Below are 15,123 nucleotides of genomic sequence, written 5' to 3'. Positions count from 1 at the left end.
TGGCGCCTTTGTTCTTCGTCGGTGCTCTTGCCAGGCAATGCGGTTGATGTGGGTTCTTCAATTACGACTTTATCAAGATTCTTTCTTATACACCTAGACGTTTTTCCCGACCTTACCAATATGACTAACCGTGAAACAATTGCACTCGCAGCAGGTCAAAAATTCAATATTCCTCAATATGAACACTAGACTTTCTGCCGTTGTGTTCCATCTCATTCACTGCAACCATGCGCCTTGCTTCCGCCTGTCTCCTGATCACCTCAGTCTCTGCCCTGCTTGTCGGCTGCTCCCTCGCACCGACAAAAAGCGTTCTTGAACAGCAGAAAGCTGTTGCTGTTTACTCTTGGGAAGCTCAGGGGCAAATGGTCTTTCGCTGCACCTATGACGAGCGAGGATTTTTCTGGGCTTTTTTGTATCCGCAAGGAAAACTGCTTGATGATAAAGGTCGAGAGCAGGCTGTCCTTGGTTCGGACTTTAGCGTCACAGCACGCGACGGCTCCCTCGTAAAAGGTCGCATTATTGAACAAGGCCCTCAAGAGTCCGCCAGAAACCTGCGCACTGCTGTAATAGCTGTTGAATCCACCAACCACGGCCTGCTTTCCGGTGTGCGCTACTATGCCAGACGTCAGCCCGAGGGCGGCATGCCGCTCGCCTCATGTTCGGCTTCACAGCGAGGACATCTCTTGAGAGTTCCGTTTCGTGCCCGCTACGTTTTCTATCGGTGATATTCTAAGTTGGACACAATCCCGACAGCTTTTGTCGGGAATTCCCTCCCGCAATTTGCTAAAATTAGTTCTCTTGACGGCTTCTGTCATATCAGACAGGAGCTGTTGATGGTTTTATAAGGGAGAGATGTAGTCATGGTTCCTGCAGCCACCACGGTGGGAGGTTATCTTCAAAGCCTGCCCAACGACCGCCGCGTTTCAATGGCCCGCGTCTGCAGCATGATTCGCCGCTCCGCCCGAGGCGTGCGTGAAAGCATGCGCTTTGGACTCGCCTTCTATGAACTTGACGGTCCTATTTTTGCCGTCAAGTCCCACGACAAGTCACTTACGCTTTATTACGCCGAAAAAGATGCCGCAGCAGCAGGTGTCGGTCGATGGAAGGGGCTTGATGTTGAGCACCGCTGCGTAGAGTTCCGCGATCTTAATTGCCTGCCTCTCGACGTTGTTGAGAACATCGTCCGTGCATCTCTGAAGCTGCGACGCGGCCGTCCCATTGAAGATCTGCCTACTCAGGCTGAACTTCTCGAAGTCTGGGGCATCCGCGAAGAAGACGCAGCCGTTGCGCCTCCAATCGTGCGCATCGTCGTTCCGCATGATGAAGAAGCGGAGCCTAACAGCGAAAATAAGACAGAAAAGTCTGCCGCCGCAAACTAACAATATATTTTCGTCGCCAATATTAACCGCCTAAAACATTGTTTTATGGCGGTTTTTATTGGACTCCTTAAAACTGCTGCGCCCACCTTATTAATGCCGCCTCAACGGCTGGTCGACATTCCGTTAGTGGCCAGTGCAGACAATGCAGCAGTTCAAATCGACCGCCTGCCTCTTCAGTTTCCCGCTGCATAGCAGCCGCATTCGTAAAAGTTCCCGAATCAGCACCGAGCACCAGCAGCGGCAGTCCCAGCTCAGCAAGAGATGCAGTTGGACGTCCAACTTCAAGCAGATCTCTTGCGAAGACATCAAGATGCTCATGCTTCAAGTCGTTCCATACTGAAGAATAAGATTTTTTAAAAGCTAGCAGCGCTGCCCCACCTTGAGCAATCTTTTGCCTAGCCTCTTCATCCATCGTCCGTAATCTACAGGGCGCCAGTCTTCGAGACAGACCGCATAAACCCGCAATACGTCCGCAGATTTCCAGCAAATGAAGCAGAGGAGCACGACGGCGCATACAAAGCGCCTCCGGCGTCAAGCAGCCCTCTAACAATGGATCAATCAGAATAAGCCCATTGACAATGTGCGGGAAACGCCTTGCCAACACAAGTGCGGCTGCAGCTCCAAGACTGTGTCCTACCACAACAATGGGACCGTGCGCTCCAGCAGCTCCAATCACGGCTGCAATATCGTCAGCATAATTTTCAAGACGTCCGGGACGACGTGCTGGACTTGCACCATGACCACGCAGATCAAAACGCACCAATGTCCACCTTTGGCTAAGCGCGGTTGTATCGACAAATTCTTCCCACCGCGAAGCATTGGAAGCTGCTCCATGAACAAACACGATCAATCGTTGGCTTCGGTCGGAAGCGGGTTTCAGTGCAGCAGATAAAACCGTCTCTTCAAGAGGAATAACAAGACGAGTTTCTCCTGCAACAAGCGGGAAAAGAAGATGTACGGCCGGAGAGAGCGTACTCATAAAAGTTCTCCATTGCCGCTGTCACGACGTTCCCTTAAACGCCGATACAGCGTTCGTTCAGAGATTCCGAGCGCCCGAGCAAGCTCTCGTCTGGTTTTACCGTCAACCGATACGACACTGTCTGTGGTCTCCCCCCATTTTGGCATCACGTCTTGCAAACCATTTCCACCTAAAGGGTCATCGAGACTATCTGGGCCAATTTCCCCCGAATCTGATAAAAGACTGGCACGCTCAAGAACACTTTCCAATTCGCGAATATTCCCTGGCCATGGCCGACGCCTAAGCACCATTAAACCTTCTGGCGACAGTTTCAAGGCGGTTCGCTCCGCTCGCGGCAAGCGTTTAAGTATCAGCTGAGCCAGTTCTTCTATGTCTTCTATTCGCTCCGCAAGTGCAGGCACACGAATTCTCGCAACACAAAGACGAAGCCATAGATCAGCACGAAGTTGTCCAGCACCCACGAGAGCAGCAGGATTCAATGCGCTCGTTGCACAGACAACTCGCCACCCTACAGCAACACTATGTTCACTCCCAGCTTCACGAACGAATCCGGTTTCTAAAAGTGTCAGCAGCCGACGCTGCATTCCCATTGAAAGCGCAGTCACTTCATCAAAATAAAGCGTGCCGCCCGAACTGGCTGAAAGACCTCCCGTTCTCGAGCTCCCTACGGTATTGAGTCGGCCCAACAGTTCATTCTCAAAGCGTTCATCATTCAAAGTCGTACAGTCGATCTTGATAAATGCATGCACAGCGCGTCGAGAGTTTTCATGCAGCAGTCTGGCATACCTTGACTTACCGCTTCCCGACGGACCACAAAAGAGCACTGGCACATCACTTGCTGCCACTCGCCCTATTGCTGCCACCGTTTGCTGCACTGCAGCACTATGCATAACAATGCCTTCGCGTTCGCGAACACTTTGCGGATCATCACGGACGAGAACTTGCTCCATGAAATATACGGCTGCCCCATCCGGAGCTGGCACCGGAACGGCTTCAAGCTCAACAAACCGTTCGCCGCCCGGCACAAAATCACGCTCAATAGTGCGCTCCGGCTGTCCGCTCAACCCCGCTCGTTCCATAGGACAGATTCGCCCACATGCCGAACAAGGCCGAAACTCATGAAAGACTAATTCATGACAACGTCGGCCTTCAAAGTCTTCAATGCCGAAGCGGCGGCGGAATGCTCGATTAGCGTAAGCCACAGAGTAGTCGGGACGAATTAAAAGACGAGGCTCGCCGAGGGCATCAAGAATGCCTTGAAGTGCGGTATTAACTGCCATGACTGCCAACTTTTTAAAATACTGCCAATTTGGCAGTGTCCCCCAAAAAACCTATGGCCGTCAACCCTTCTGGGAGAGCGTTTTGCCAAATGCTATGCATTCCACCCGCTTAATATGGCAACAGTTTTTAACCGGCACTCGAATCCTTTGATGACTGGCCGGCAAACGCCTTTAAGGAACTGCATCGCATGGAACCACGTCCCGCCCCAAAGCGTCGACCTCGATTGATCGTTGAGATCGCTCTGGTTATTGCCTGCAAGCTCTGCATCATTTTTTGCCTTTGGTGGCTTTTCTTCAGCCCCGAGCACCGCACGACCGTTACACCCGACAAGATGGGCGATGCGATCTTTAGCTCTGCTCCGTCTGAAGTACAAACTCCCCCCGCCAAACGCTAACTAACTATCACTCCAACAATTCAACAATTAACATCAGGAGAAGTCCTCAATGATCCCCTCTGATCTTGTAGACCTGTCACGCCTGCAGTTTGCGCTGACCGCGATGTACCATTTCATCTTCGTGCCGCTCACGCTTGGCCTGTCCTTCATGCTTGTCGTGATGGAACTCGCTTACGTCATAAGCGGCAAGCAGATGTACAAGGACATGACCCGGTTCTGGGGCAAGCTTTTTGGCATCAACTTCGCCATCGGTGTGGCTACTGGCCTCACGATGGAATTTCAGTTCGGCACGAATTGGGCCTACTACTCCCACTATGTGGGTGACATTTTTGGCGCTCCACTCGCCATTGAAGGCCTGATGGCCTTCTTCTTGGAATCGACTTTTATTGGTCTGTTCTTCTTCGGTTGGGACCGCCTCTCGCGCGGCAAGCACCTCTTGGTCACATTTTTGATGGCTTTGGGGTCAAACCTCTCCGCGCTCTGGATTTTGGTTGCCAACGGCTGGATGATGAATCCGATCGGGGCTGAATTTAACTTCGAAACGATGCGCATGGAGATGACCAATTTCTGGGCAGTCTTCACGAGTGAATGGGCACAGGCGAAATTTGTTCACACGATTGGGGGTGGCTACATGACCGGCTCCTTCTTCGTGATGGCGATTTCCGCCTATTACATGCTCAAGCGTCAAGATGTGAAGTTCGCCGCTTCCTCTTTCCGTCTTGCGGCAGCATTCGGTCTCGTCGCGGCAGCGCTTACGCTCCATATGGGCGACGAATCGGGCTACCTCGTCACGCGCGATCAGCCCACCAAGATCGCTGCCATGGAAGCTATTTGGGACACGCATGAAGCTCCGGCACCGCTCTCGCTCTTTGCCATTCCTGATCAGGAAGCGCAGAAAAATCATATGGAAGTTTCCGTGCCTTGGCTTTTCGGCCTGATGGGTACGCGCTCCCTTTCAACAGAGATTCCTGGCATCAAACAGTTGACTGCTGATGCAGAAACTCGCATCGTCAACGGCCAAAAAGCCGTCTCGACGCTTGAAGCATTGCGTAAGGATCCGAAAAATGAAGCTCTTCAGACGGAGTTCAAAGCCGTCGAAAAAGATCTTGGTTTCGGCCTTCTGCTGAAGCGCTATACCGAGGATGTCACGAAGGCTACCCCCGAAATGATCAAGCAGGCCGCTGCCGACACCATTCCGCAAGTCGCCCCCATGTTCTGGAGCTTCCGCGTCATGATCGGCTGCGGTTTAGCTCTTCTGTTGCTCTATATCGTTGGGCTTTACTTCTCCGTGAAGAAGACGCTCGACACAAAGACGCTTTATCTGCGCGCCACGCTGCTCGCATTGCCGCTGCCTTGGATCGCTTGTGAGGTAGGTTGGTTCGTTGCTGAATACGGCCGTCAGCCCTGGACCATCTACAACATCCTGCCCACGCACCTTTCTGTGTCCTCACTGACGTCCGGTGACCTGATTGGTTCCATTCTTGGTTTCGTTGTGCTCTATACCCTGATGCTCATCGCCGAAATGTGGCTAATGGTTCGCTTCTGCCGTAAGGGACCGAGCTCACTCGGCACGGGACGCTATCACTTCGAGCAGCAGTAATTCCGCAGGAGTCTTAAAAAATGATTGACTACGAAATCCTGAAGGCCATTTGGTGGCTCTTCATCGGCGTACTGCTTGTCGGCTTTACCATCATGGACGGGCAGGACATGGGCGTTGGCACGCTATTGCCTTTCCTGGGCAAGAATGACAGCGAACGCCGTATCATGATCAACTCGGTTGCCCCGCATTGGGACGGCAACCAAGTGTGGTTTGTTACCGGCGGCGGCGCTATGTTTGCTGCCTGGCCGTTAATGTACGCCATCGCGTTCTCGGGTTTTTATTGGGCCATGCTCGTAATCCTTGCAGCGCTGATGTTCCGCCCGTTGGCTTTTGACTATCGCAGTAAGGTTCCAGCCGAACGTTGGCGCTCGTCTTGGGACTGGCTTTTGTTTGTTGGCTCCGCCGTGCCGCCGATCATCTGCGGTGTCGCATTTGGCAATCTGCTTCAGGGCGTGCCTTTTGAAATTGATTCGACGATGCGTCCGGTTTATACCGGCAGCTTCTTCGGACTGCTCAACCCGTTCGGACTTTTCTGCGGCATCGTTTCAATTGTGATGGTTATCTTCCACGGCGCCAACTATCTTGCGTTGCGTACGGAAGGATCACTGCATCAGCGCGCCGTCAGTATTGCTTCAATCTCGGGGGTCTTGACTGCTGTTCTTTTCGCACTCGGTGGCGTCTGGACGTATCTTGGCATTGACGGGTATGTTGCTGTTGCAGGGCTTGACCCTGCAGGTCCGGCCAATCCGTTGGCTAAGACTGTCGAGCTGCAGGCAAGTGCCTGGTTCTCCAACTTTGCAGCCTATCCCGTACTCTGGCTTGTTCCTGCCTTAGGGATCTTCGGCGCTCTCGGTGGTGCTTTGATGATTCGTGCTGGCCGCGGCTGGCCTGCGATTATCTGCTCATCCATTTCGCTTCTGGGAATCGTACTGACGCCGCTTGTTTCGATGTTCCCATTTGTGATGCCGTCTTCAACGATGCTCAATGCCGGTTTGACGCTTTGGGACTGCACCAGCTCCCAGCTCACGCTTGAGATCATGTTCTTTGTGACGTTGATCTTCCTTCCAATCGTGCTGCTTTACACGACTTGGGCGTACCGCGTGATGTCGGGCAAACTTAATGCTGAATACATCGAAAAGAACACGCATCATCTCTACTGATTGATGTTCAAACTGTGCGCTGCAGATGTATCTGCAGCGCACTCCATCTGCTTTCTAGGAGTTCTTCATGAGCTACTTCTATTGGATCATGGCACTTGGCTTTGCCGTTGTACTTGCCGCTGTCATCGAAACTACGGTGACCCGCAACGATGACTAAAACAAAGCCTGCCGCATCCTCGCGGGGATCGACTGCTTTACGAATCATTTCGCTCCTTGGTGCTCTAGCCTGTGCCGCCGTCGTTGTTCTTTATCCTCGTGCAATAGCCGAAGATGCCACCGGCGTGCCTCATGGCGCGTTAGTCGGCATGCTCTTCGGTATGAGCATCCTCTGGGTCTACGGCTTTGGTTTCACACCTCAGCATCGCATCTTCCGCTATCTCCTTTCACCGTTGCTTGGGTGGATTCTTTTGCTCGGTTTCGGTTGGATCGTTTTTTGTCGATGAAAGGTTATTAACTTGCCGATCGAAAAAACGCTATATGACAGTGTCGGCGGCGATGCAGGTCTTGATCGCCTCACCGCCGCCTTCATTCGCGTTCTGCTCGCCGATCCGCAATTAGAGGAGCTCCGCAGCATATACGCAGGACGAGACCTCGCACATTACGAAGCTCGCCTCAAGGAGTTCCTCTCAGGATGGCTAGGCGGCCCGCCTCTCTATCTTGAACGCCACGGCATGCCGATGCTTCGGGAAGGGCATCGCCGACTCGTCATTACACAGAACGCGCGTTATCAGTGGATGAGCGCGATGCGTTCAGCTTTGGCCGAAACGGTATCCGATCCTGAAGTCCGCCTTCGTCTTGAAGGAGCCTTCGCCAAAATGGCTGAATCACTCGTCAATACAGATCGCTGAGAACACTTCAAAAACGCCGCATGTTTCTGACAACATGCGGCGTTTTCTCATTCACTCCCCAAACTCCCGGGGACTAGCTCTTAATCCTTTCTAGTCCCCCTTATTGGAGTCATCCCAAACAGCGCGAAGCACTCGCGTTGTTTTCGTGTCAGCATGTTGATTCGCCAGCTGTCAGTGGAACCCCAGCGCTGCATGGTGACGCCGCGCAGGATCTCAAAGACTTGAGACAAAGAGTTGCCGGGAATCTTGAGATTAAATTCTTTAGCCTGCGCCTCGGCTTTGACCCGCATCATGGTGCGAAGACATGTTGCAAGCGTGAAGACAAAAAGCTTGCCTCGATAGCTTGTCTGCGTTGCCAGCATGCGGTCTCCTTCAATCTGATTTTTAAAGACACGATAGCTGCATTCCACGGCATTGCGCTGACGGTAGAATTCTAATGCTTTGAAGGGATTGGAAACTTCGTTGGTACGAAGCGCCATGCAGCCGCTGTATTTCAACCGCTGAGCAATGCCTTGGTTCTTACGCACCCAAACACTCTCACCCTTGTGGTTCTGGGTTTCCTGAACGCAGGAGCGATACTCCTGCCATAGAGCAGCATCGACCTGACTTCCGGCATTTTTAAGTTCGAGCACCCGGTCAATTGCTGCCATTTCACAGTGTTTTTCGTCCACTGCCTTGTGATCGTCGTAGTAGAGATACGCGCTGACTTTTACGCTTTGAGTGCTGCCGCTGCCGGGCAGGCACTGTGACCACGATTCGCACTCTTCCGTCGGAAGTGCAACAGCCGAACAATGGTATTTGGGCTCATAGAATTCAATGCCCTTAAGCTGATAACTGTGTTTATCAATCAGAGCTCTGACACTCTTTTCATTTAACGGCGTGCATTGCAGGAATTTGAATCCGACATCGAGCTGCTTCTGAATGTTGGACATTGACTTGTAGCCGCGATCCGTGATCAGGAGGGTTTCGCTCATGTCAAAGCCGACTTTCTGCATCCGCTCCAGAACCGGTTTAAAGCTCGTTTTGTCGTCTATGGAGCCGAAGTTCTCGCAGGCATAGACCACTTCCCCTGTATCTTGATCACAGGCCAAGACAAGATTGACTTGTTTTAAGTGCGGATCTCTTTTGGCATAGCCATATTCCGCATGGTCGATCGTCCCGGAATACGTAGAGATGCTGGTGCTGTCAAACGCCAGCGTCAGAGGCGGAATATACGCTTTTGAAGACTTTGCCTTAAGTTCCCGTCTGCGAGCCTGAGCCTTCGTTATGGCCCGCTGATGACGTTTCAGGAAAAAGTTGTCGACCATATCCGGTTCGATTTTGGCGAGCAGCTCTGAAAGGCGCTGCCCGCATATCGGCTGCACACCGGGGATATAAACGCGGCCAAGCCAATCCGCAAAGCTGTTCATGCTGACGCCTTTATCGAGCATATAAACAGCCAAGGCTCCGATAACTCGGGCATCTTCTTTGCCCAGCATGTCTTCAAGATCTTTCAATAGACCAGACTCAGCCAGAAAACTCCATGCAGCACTCGTCAGCCCACATTGACGTGCTGTGCATCGCCAGTCGTTTTCAATTGACTCGCGGCGTTCTTCTTGTTGTTGTTCAGCAGTTTTCTCCTGACTCTGAAGTTCTTCCCATTGAGCCTCAGCATTGGGATTGAGTTTCAGATAACCCTCACGATCAACCAGTTGATTTTCAAAGTAATAGAGCTTTTTATCAGCGTATTGCGGGAAACGCTCCAGGAAAGTCTTCGAGGGGCGGACGGAACCGTCAGGGAAGAGCCGGCCGACGTAGGCCTTGCCACCAAGTCGAGGCTGCTTCTTTTCCGGAACCCAAATGTTGTAGGAAGTCTGGACATATTTGATCCCAGTGGATTTGTTTGTATCCAGATAGAAGTTCCATTTAGGTTCGACTGCAGCTTTGCGGGACATGACTAGCTCATTAATGAAATGATATAGGAGCTATTATAGCATAAAATTAAACCCCGCAACTTCAAATTTCTTGAAGATTACGGGGTTAGCAAAATAACTGACTTTATAGTTGACTCGGATCAACCCTGTTCTGAGCTAGCCGTCGGGAGTTTGGGTCACTCAGGTCCAACGTTCATCCTCACGCTTGAGCCACTCGGGATCAATTTGTAGGCTTGAATGATCGTTACTCACCCAAAAAACGCCGTCTTGGATAGTCACAGCAAGCTTCATGTTGCGTGTAGCCATACTTCCCAAAGCTTTCGCTTTGTCATCGTGGATGAGTACAACAGCGAGTTTGCTGATCTTAGAAAAATCCCCCTTCAAGCTTTCCCACCAAGGAGCCGTACGAGCTTCATCGTAAGCCAACACGAGCACGTGTTCACTCTTTCCGGCTGCCTTCCTTACCGTTCGCAAATCTGGGACACCCAACTCCACCCAATCAATGATGGCTCCAGTATCGTCAAGCTCCCAAAGAGCTGGATCTCCGTCAGTAGAGAGCCCACGGCCAAATTCCAGTTTTTCCCCCGCACGCATACACCAAGCGAGCACTCGAAGCATCAGTCTCGTTTCCGTCTCAGAGGGATGTCGCGCAAGCGTGAGCACAGGCTCGCCATACCAATTCCGGTCAAGATCGGAAATGGAAAGCTGAGCTTTATATACCGTAGCGCCGAGGGCCATAGAAAGACTGCCTGGTGAAATTTGAAAGCTTGTGAGTATAACGCTCAGCTCAGCGGCATTTCGCGGTGCGACGCGAGACGGCGCCACCCTGACAAAATGCGCCAGGCAACCCATATACCCAACACAAGCATCCCGGCAATGAAAACAAAGATCCCGATACCGAAAAATACCAACGGAAGGCTCACCAAATACAACACAACGAGCCAAAGCAGGGCATACCAAAACGTGCGGATTTGCCAGGAAAAATGACTCTCCAACCAAGTTCCAGATGCATCCGAACGGAATATGTAGTTGATAATGACCGCTAGGATGGACGGCGCTGAAAAGACAAAAGCTCCGGCGATTGAAAGCCCGGCAGTTAAAAGCCCGATGAGAATCGAAATCGAGTGGAGACAGTAGACGATGTGAGCCACGGTGACGGTACCTGAAAGCGGTTCTTGCTTTATAGGCTCTCGAGAGGATCCTTCTGCACTGTTTCCAGTCGCGTTCACTGGCTGCGCTTCCAGATCCACAATATCATCGTCGCGACCGCCTCGGCCGCTGTTAAATTCCGTCATTGATAATCCTTTGCGCCGTTAACGGCACTTTATCCATACCGCAATTCTATGGTTGAGTTCTTCATCAGCTGGCACGCTGCGTTGGTATTTCTCGCCGCACTCGCTTCACCGGGTTGGGGAGCTGCGACGGCGGGTCTTTTTATTGGGATTGAGGCTGACAGCTGGACGCTGCCGCTTTGGGCTGCAGTGGGTGGTTGTCTGCGTGATGCAGCACTTTACGCTTGGACGGCTGCCGGACACTGGGCACTGATTCGACTGCCCAAAAGTATTCAAACACAACTTCACCAGGCGCCAGTCGCTACCGCCGTCGGGTTACAATCATTTCACTTGTTCCGCTGGGATCTAGCCGCTGCCGCCGGTGCTGGTGGTCAGCCTAGACTGCGGTTTCTTGCCTGGCTGACTGTTGCCTCAGCTATCAGCGCCTATCTTGGTGCAGTAGCTGCATGGGGACTCTTCATCCTGCTCTGTCCCGGCGGACTGGGCCTCTTTGAGGCTCGACAATCGCTTCCCGGCCTCATCCTGCTCGCGCTCTTGGCGGCGGAAACGCTGCGCATTGTGCTCGAGCGCCTGATTGAACGATTTGGTAATCCATCATGAGAATTTTGCTCGTTGAAGACGACGACATGATCGGCGAAAGCGTCATGGCTGGCCTGGAAACTGAAGGGCATGCCATCGATTGGGTGCGGGATGGCAACTCAGCACTTCTCGCACTCAATACAACACCGTACTCTCTCGTCATCCTCGATTTAGGCCTGCCTGGCAAAGACGGGTTGCAAGTTTTAAAAGAAATGCGCGGCAGACGCGACCCAACACCGGTTCTTGTCACCACCGCGCGTGATACGGTCGATGACCGTATTAAGGGCCTCGACAGCGGTGCTGATGATTACTTAATCAAGCCCTATGATCTTGATGAGCTTTCTGCACGCATTCGCGCCTTACTACGCCGGTCTGCCGGACGAGCAGATCCAGTAATTGAACGTGGGGAGCTCAAGATTTCTCCGGCCACTCGTGAAGTGACCTATAAAGGAGAGCCCGTCATTCTCTCCTCAAAGGAATACGCTCTTCTTGCAGCTCTTGCCGAACGCAAGGGGGTCGTTTGGAGCCGTGCACAGCTTGAGGAAAAGCTCTACAACTGGGACAACACTGTAGGGTCTAATGCAATTGAGGTTCATATCCACCATCTGCGTAAGAAACTCGCTGATTCGGCGATCAAAACCGTACGCGGAGTCGGATACATGCTCGAAACTTAAAAGCCATTTACATCATGACGAGCATCCGCCGGACGCTTTTATTCACGCTTTTGGCCGCTCTGCTTGCGGCGGGGTTTTCCGCCGCAGCAGCGACCTTCTTTTCTGCTCAGGCTGAATTCAACGACTTCCTCGATGCGCACCTGCGTGAGACGGCAGAGTCGTTGGCTGACTCTGTGAGAAGCAGCATGCCCATGCATGCTCCTGAACACCTCACCATCATCGGTGACGCTCCGAGCTACCGCATCATCGTTCAGGTCTACGACTCTGCCAACAATAGTCTGTGGCAACGTGAGAATACTCCAGCCTTGCCACTGCCTGACGGTCCTGGTTTTGGATTATCAAAAGTGGATGGGCGTGATTGGCGTACCTATTCCGTAGCAGTAGGACCGCTCGTCATAACTGCCGGACAAGATCTCGCCGTACGAACCTCTCTCGCAGCAACAGCATCCTTTCGTATCCTGCAGCCGCTGTGTCTGCTCCTTCCGTTCATTGCTATTGCTGTTTGGATTGTCGTCGGCAGCGGATTGGCACCTTTGGAACGTACGGCACGTTCTATCGCACGGCGATCACCAACGTCTCTGCAGCCAATTTCTACAAAAGGTTTGTCCTCTGAACTGGCAAGTCTTGTAAACGCGATCAACAGCCTATTAGCGCGTCTAGGTGAGAGTTTAAGCGCGCAGCAACGCTTCGCCTCGGATGCAGCACACGAACTACGAACACCGTTAACGGCTTTAAAACTTCAGGTGCAGCTCGCTCAACGAGCAAAAACCCCTGAAGCACAAGATAAATGCTTCGCTCGCTTGAATGAAGGCATCAACCGAGCAACTCGCCTCGTTCAGCAGCTGCTCACACTAGCGCGCCTTGATCCTGACGCTTCAAAAAAGCCCATGTCGACCATTCATCTTGATGCGTTGATTGCTAGTATTCGCGACGATATGGCTCCGATCGCCGAGCAAAAAGACATCATCATCACGGCTTCAGTCTCGCCGGCACAAATTGACGGCATGGAAGATGCTATTCGTCTGATGATCACCAATCTAACCGACAATGCCGTCCGCTATACACCGCAAGGTGGACGCATCGAGCTTTCAAGCTCGATCGTAAACGGACGTTCGGTTGTCCGCGTAAGCGACAACGGCCCAGGCATTGCTCCCGATGAACGGGCTCGCGTCTTTGACCGCTTTTACCGTGCTTTAGGGACCAAAACGTCCGGAACAGGTCTCGGGCTTGCCATTGTCAAACGCATCGTCGACATTCATCATGGCACAGTCACGATCGAAGACGGTCTTGACGGCCGAGGAACAAGTTTTGTTCTCTCATTCCCGCCGCTCGGCGCTTCCTGCCCCGAAGAAAGTGTTTAGCGCAGAAGACACTTACAAATTTAACCGCTGTTTGCTAGGAGCTTGCCTCCTGCAACCGTGTGATCCGTTAGAGTTAAATCACTTCAGTTTTTAACTTACGCACTACGTCCCAGAGTTCGAAAAAACTACTCCATAGCTTCTTTTCGAACCGTTTTCGGGCGCATCTATAACGGATTAAAGCAATGCAGATCCTCTCGAAGACCTCCTTGGCTGCTGCGCTCTGCGCGGCCTTTGCGCTCACATCCGCCGCCCTGCCTGTGCAGGCGGCAGAAAGCACCCCAGCACAGCAGCAGACGCAGGGACAGCTCCCTGATTTCGTCAAGCTCGTTGAAGATAATGGCGCTGGCGTAGTAAACATATCCGTCACGAAAAATGCTCGTACCGTCGCCGTGCCAAATTTCGGTTTCCCCGGCATGGATGAACAAGGTGCCGAGATTTTCCGCCGTTTTGGATTTCCGATGCCTTTTGGCGGTGGTGAGCAAGAAATCCCTGAACAACGCGGCACGGGATCGGGTTTCATTATTTCTACGGACGGACTCATTCTGACGAATGCGCACGTGGTTGAGGGGGCAGACAAAATTGTTGTTCGCCTGACCGACAAACGTGAATTTGAAGGCAAGGTTCTCGGTACAGATAAACAAACCGATATCGCCGTCGTAAAAATTGAAGCGAAGGATTTACCTGCGCTGAAGATGGGAGACTCCAACCAGCTCAAGGTTGGCGAATGGGTAGCAGCCATTGGCAGTCCTTTTGGTCTTGACAATACCGTGACTGCCGGCATTGTGTCTGCGCTCTCCCGCAACCTTCCTACTGACCAGTACATGCCGTTCATTCAGACAGACGTCGCTGTCAATCCCGGCAATTCTGGCGGCCCACTCTTCAATATGAAGGGAGAAGTTGTCGGCATCAACTCCCAAATCTTCTCCACTTCCGGTGGGTTCATGGGATTGTCCTTTGCCATTCCAATTGATATTGCTTTGCAGGTGAAAGACCAACTTGTCAAAGACGGTAAAGTAACTCGCGGCTATGTCGGTGTTTATATCCAGCAAGTCACCCAGGATCTTGCTGAAAGCTTCGGACTGAAGACTCCTGAAGGCGCACTCGTCACCAAGATTGAAAAAGGCAGTCCTGCAGAGAAGGCTGGGCTGAAAGCCGGCGACGTTATTACGGCTTTGAATGACCGCAAGGTTACAAGCTCCTCGTCACTGCCCATGCTTGTATCTTCACTCCGTCCGGGGACGAAGGCCGAACTCACTGTTATTCGCGATAAAAAAGAGATTAAGCTCGATATTACTATCGGAACCAACTCGGCTGCAGACAACTCAGCCTCATCGGCAGATACACACCGTCTTGGCATTGAGGCCCGCGTACTCACTGATGCTGAATCGAAGGATGCTGAAACAACCGGTCTTCTTATTACGAAGGTCAGCAAATTTGCGCAGCAATCCGGCCTGATGGCGGGCGACATTATTGTGAGTGCTAATGGCAAGCTCATGAAGAGCGCCTCAGATCTGCGCGAAGCATGTCGTAGCGATCAGGTTCTGCTTCTGGTGCAGCGTGATGGCGGCCGCATTTTCATCCCTGTGCGTTTCCCTAAGAAATAATCAGCGGCAAGATCTAACTGATCTAATAAAAATAACCTGAACTCCCGAATGACTAGATC

General features: G+C 52.2%; 16 protein-coding genes. 11 read left to right on the top strand and 5 right to left on the bottom strand.

Translation table 11 applies throughout. From position 1 onward, the window contains the following. Window positions 1–227: 227 nt before the first annotated feature. Together DES29_RS01770 and DES29_RS01765 are read left to right on the top strand one after the other, a co-directional pair. A complete protein-coding gene (locus DES29_RS01770) occupies window positions 228–725 on the top strand; it encodes a DUF3455 domain-containing protein (protein WP_016475345.1) in 498 nt (165 codons plus the stop codon). 135 nt (window positions 726–860) lie between these two features. After that, window positions 861–1,379, top strand: coding sequence for a DUF1801 domain-containing protein (locus tag DES29_RS01765; RefSeq protein ID WP_005431531.1), 519 nt, complete (start codon window positions 861–863; stop codon window positions 1,377–1,379). A gap of 67 nt (window positions 1,380–1,446) precedes the next feature. Here the strand turns inward: DES29_RS01765 and DES29_RS01760 are convergent, their stop codons facing one another. Both DES29_RS01760 and DES29_RS01755 read right to left on the bottom strand, forming a co-directional pair. Then, on the bottom strand, window positions 1,447–2,358 hold the full coding sequence (locus tag DES29_RS01760; RefSeq protein WP_016475344.1) for an alpha/beta fold hydrolase: 912 nt from the start codon (window positions 2,356–2,358) through the stop codon (window positions 1,447–1,449). Next, window positions 2,355–3,638 carry a sigma 54-interacting transcriptional regulator gene (locus DES29_RS01755; RefSeq protein ID WP_021994732.1) on the bottom strand — a complete coding sequence of 428 codons (1,284 nt, stop codon included), beginning with the start codon at window positions 3,636–3,638 and terminating at the stop codon, window positions 2,355–2,357. Before DES29_RS01755 ends, DES29_RS01760 begins: the two co-directional genes overlap by 4 nt. A 188-nt stretch (window positions 3,639–3,826) precedes the next feature. Here DES29_RS01755 and cydP point away from each other — a divergent pair, with 188 nt between their 5' ends. The 5 genes from cydP (at window position 3,827) to DES29_RS01730 (ending at window position 7,641) form a co-directional block, all read left to right on the top strand. Then, the gene (gene cydP / locus DES29_RS01750; RefSeq protein ID WP_016475342.1) at window positions 3,827–4,033 is read left to right on the top strand and encodes a cytochrome oxidase putative small subunit CydP; all 207 of its coding nucleotides are present in this window, start codon (window positions 3,827–3,829) and stop codon (window positions 4,031–4,033) included. 49 nt (window positions 4,034–4,082) lie between these two features. Beyond that, the gene (locus DES29_RS01745) at window positions 4,083–5,633 is read left to right on the top strand and encodes a cytochrome ubiquinol oxidase subunit I (RefSeq protein ID WP_005431524.1); all 1,551 of its coding nucleotides are present in this window, start codon (window positions 4,083–4,085) and stop codon (window positions 5,631–5,633) included. Window positions 5,634–5,653: 20 nt separating this feature from the next. Beyond that, a complete protein-coding gene (gene cydB / locus DES29_RS01740) occupies window positions 5,654–6,793 on the top strand; it encodes a cytochrome d ubiquinol oxidase subunit II (RefSeq protein ID WP_016475341.1) in 1,140 nt (379 codons plus the stop codon). A gap of 149 nt (window positions 6,794–6,942) precedes the next feature. Next, window positions 6,943–7,236, top strand: a complete 294-nt coding sequence (locus tag DES29_RS01735) for a cyd operon YbgE family protein (RefSeq protein ID WP_016475339.1) — start codon at window positions 6,943–6,945, stop codon at window positions 7,234–7,236. A 12-nt stretch (window positions 7,237–7,248) separates the two neighbouring features. After that, window positions 7,249–7,641, top strand: a complete 393-nt coding sequence (locus DES29_RS01730) for a group II truncated hemoglobin (RefSeq protein ID WP_005431518.1) — start codon at window positions 7,249–7,251, stop codon at window positions 7,639–7,641. A gap of 80 nt (window positions 7,642–7,721) precedes the next feature. Here DES29_RS01730 and DES29_RS01725 read toward each other — a convergent pair whose 3' ends face one another. The 3 genes from DES29_RS01725 to DES29_RS01715 all read right to left on the bottom strand — a co-directional run bounded on the left by DES29_RS01725 (window position 7,722) and on the right by DES29_RS01715 (window position 10,849). Beyond that, window positions 7,722–9,575 carry an IS1634 family transposase gene (locus tag DES29_RS01725; RefSeq protein WP_021994733.1) on the bottom strand — a complete coding sequence of 618 codons (1,854 nt, stop codon included), beginning with the start codon at window positions 9,573–9,575 and terminating at the stop codon, window positions 7,722–7,724. A 159-nt stretch (window positions 9,576–9,734) separates the two neighbouring features. After that, window positions 9,735–10,292 (bottom strand): YaeQ family protein, encoded by a 558-nt coding sequence (locus DES29_RS01720; RefSeq protein WP_113854359.1) that lies wholly within the window; start codon window positions 10,290–10,292, stop codon window positions 9,735–9,737. Between the two features lie 44 nt (window positions 10,293–10,336). Next, window positions 10,337–10,849, bottom strand: coding sequence for a DUF4870 family protein (locus tag DES29_RS01715; protein WP_005431516.1), 513 nt, complete (start codon window positions 10,847–10,849; stop codon window positions 10,337–10,339). A gap of 48 nt (window positions 10,850–10,897) precedes the next feature. Here DES29_RS01715 and DES29_RS01710 point away from each other — a divergent pair, with 48 nt between their 5' ends. The 4 genes from DES29_RS01710 (at window position 10,898) to DES29_RS01695 (ending at window position 15,064) form a co-directional block, all read left to right on the top strand. Continuing rightward, window positions 10,898–11,446 (top strand): hypothetical protein, encoded by a 549-nt coding sequence (locus DES29_RS01710; protein ID WP_016475336.1) that lies wholly within the window; start codon window positions 10,898–10,900, stop codon window positions 11,444–11,446. Further along, complete coding sequence (locus DES29_RS01705; protein WP_005431514.1) at window positions 11,443–12,099, top strand: response regulator; 657 nt, start codon at window positions 11,443–11,445, stop codon at window positions 12,097–12,099. The genes DES29_RS01710 and DES29_RS01705 overlap by 4 nt, the downstream gene beginning before the upstream one ends. A 14-nt stretch (window positions 12,100–12,113) precedes the next feature. Then, window positions 12,114–13,460 carry an ATP-binding protein gene (locus DES29_RS01700; RefSeq protein ID WP_113854357.1) on the top strand — a complete coding sequence of 449 codons (1,347 nt, stop codon included), beginning with the start codon at window positions 12,114–12,116 and terminating at the stop codon, window positions 13,458–13,460. Between the two features lie 182 nt (window positions 13,461–13,642). Further along, window positions 13,643–15,064: a DegQ family serine endoprotease gene (locus DES29_RS01695; protein WP_016475334.1), complete on the top strand. Its 1,422-nt coding sequence runs from the start codon at window positions 13,643–13,645 to the stop codon at window positions 15,062–15,064. Window positions 15,065–15,123 lie beyond the last annotated feature (59 nt).

Origin of the sequence: Sutterella wadsworthensis, from assembly GCF_003315195.1 — a bacterium.
Taxonomy (GTDB): Bacteria; Pseudomonadota; Gammaproteobacteria; order Burkholderiales; family Burkholderiaceae_F; genus Sutterella; species Sutterella wadsworthensis.
Note: the sequence above shows the minus strand (reverse complement) of the source record. Positions and strands in the feature narration are given on the sequence as shown.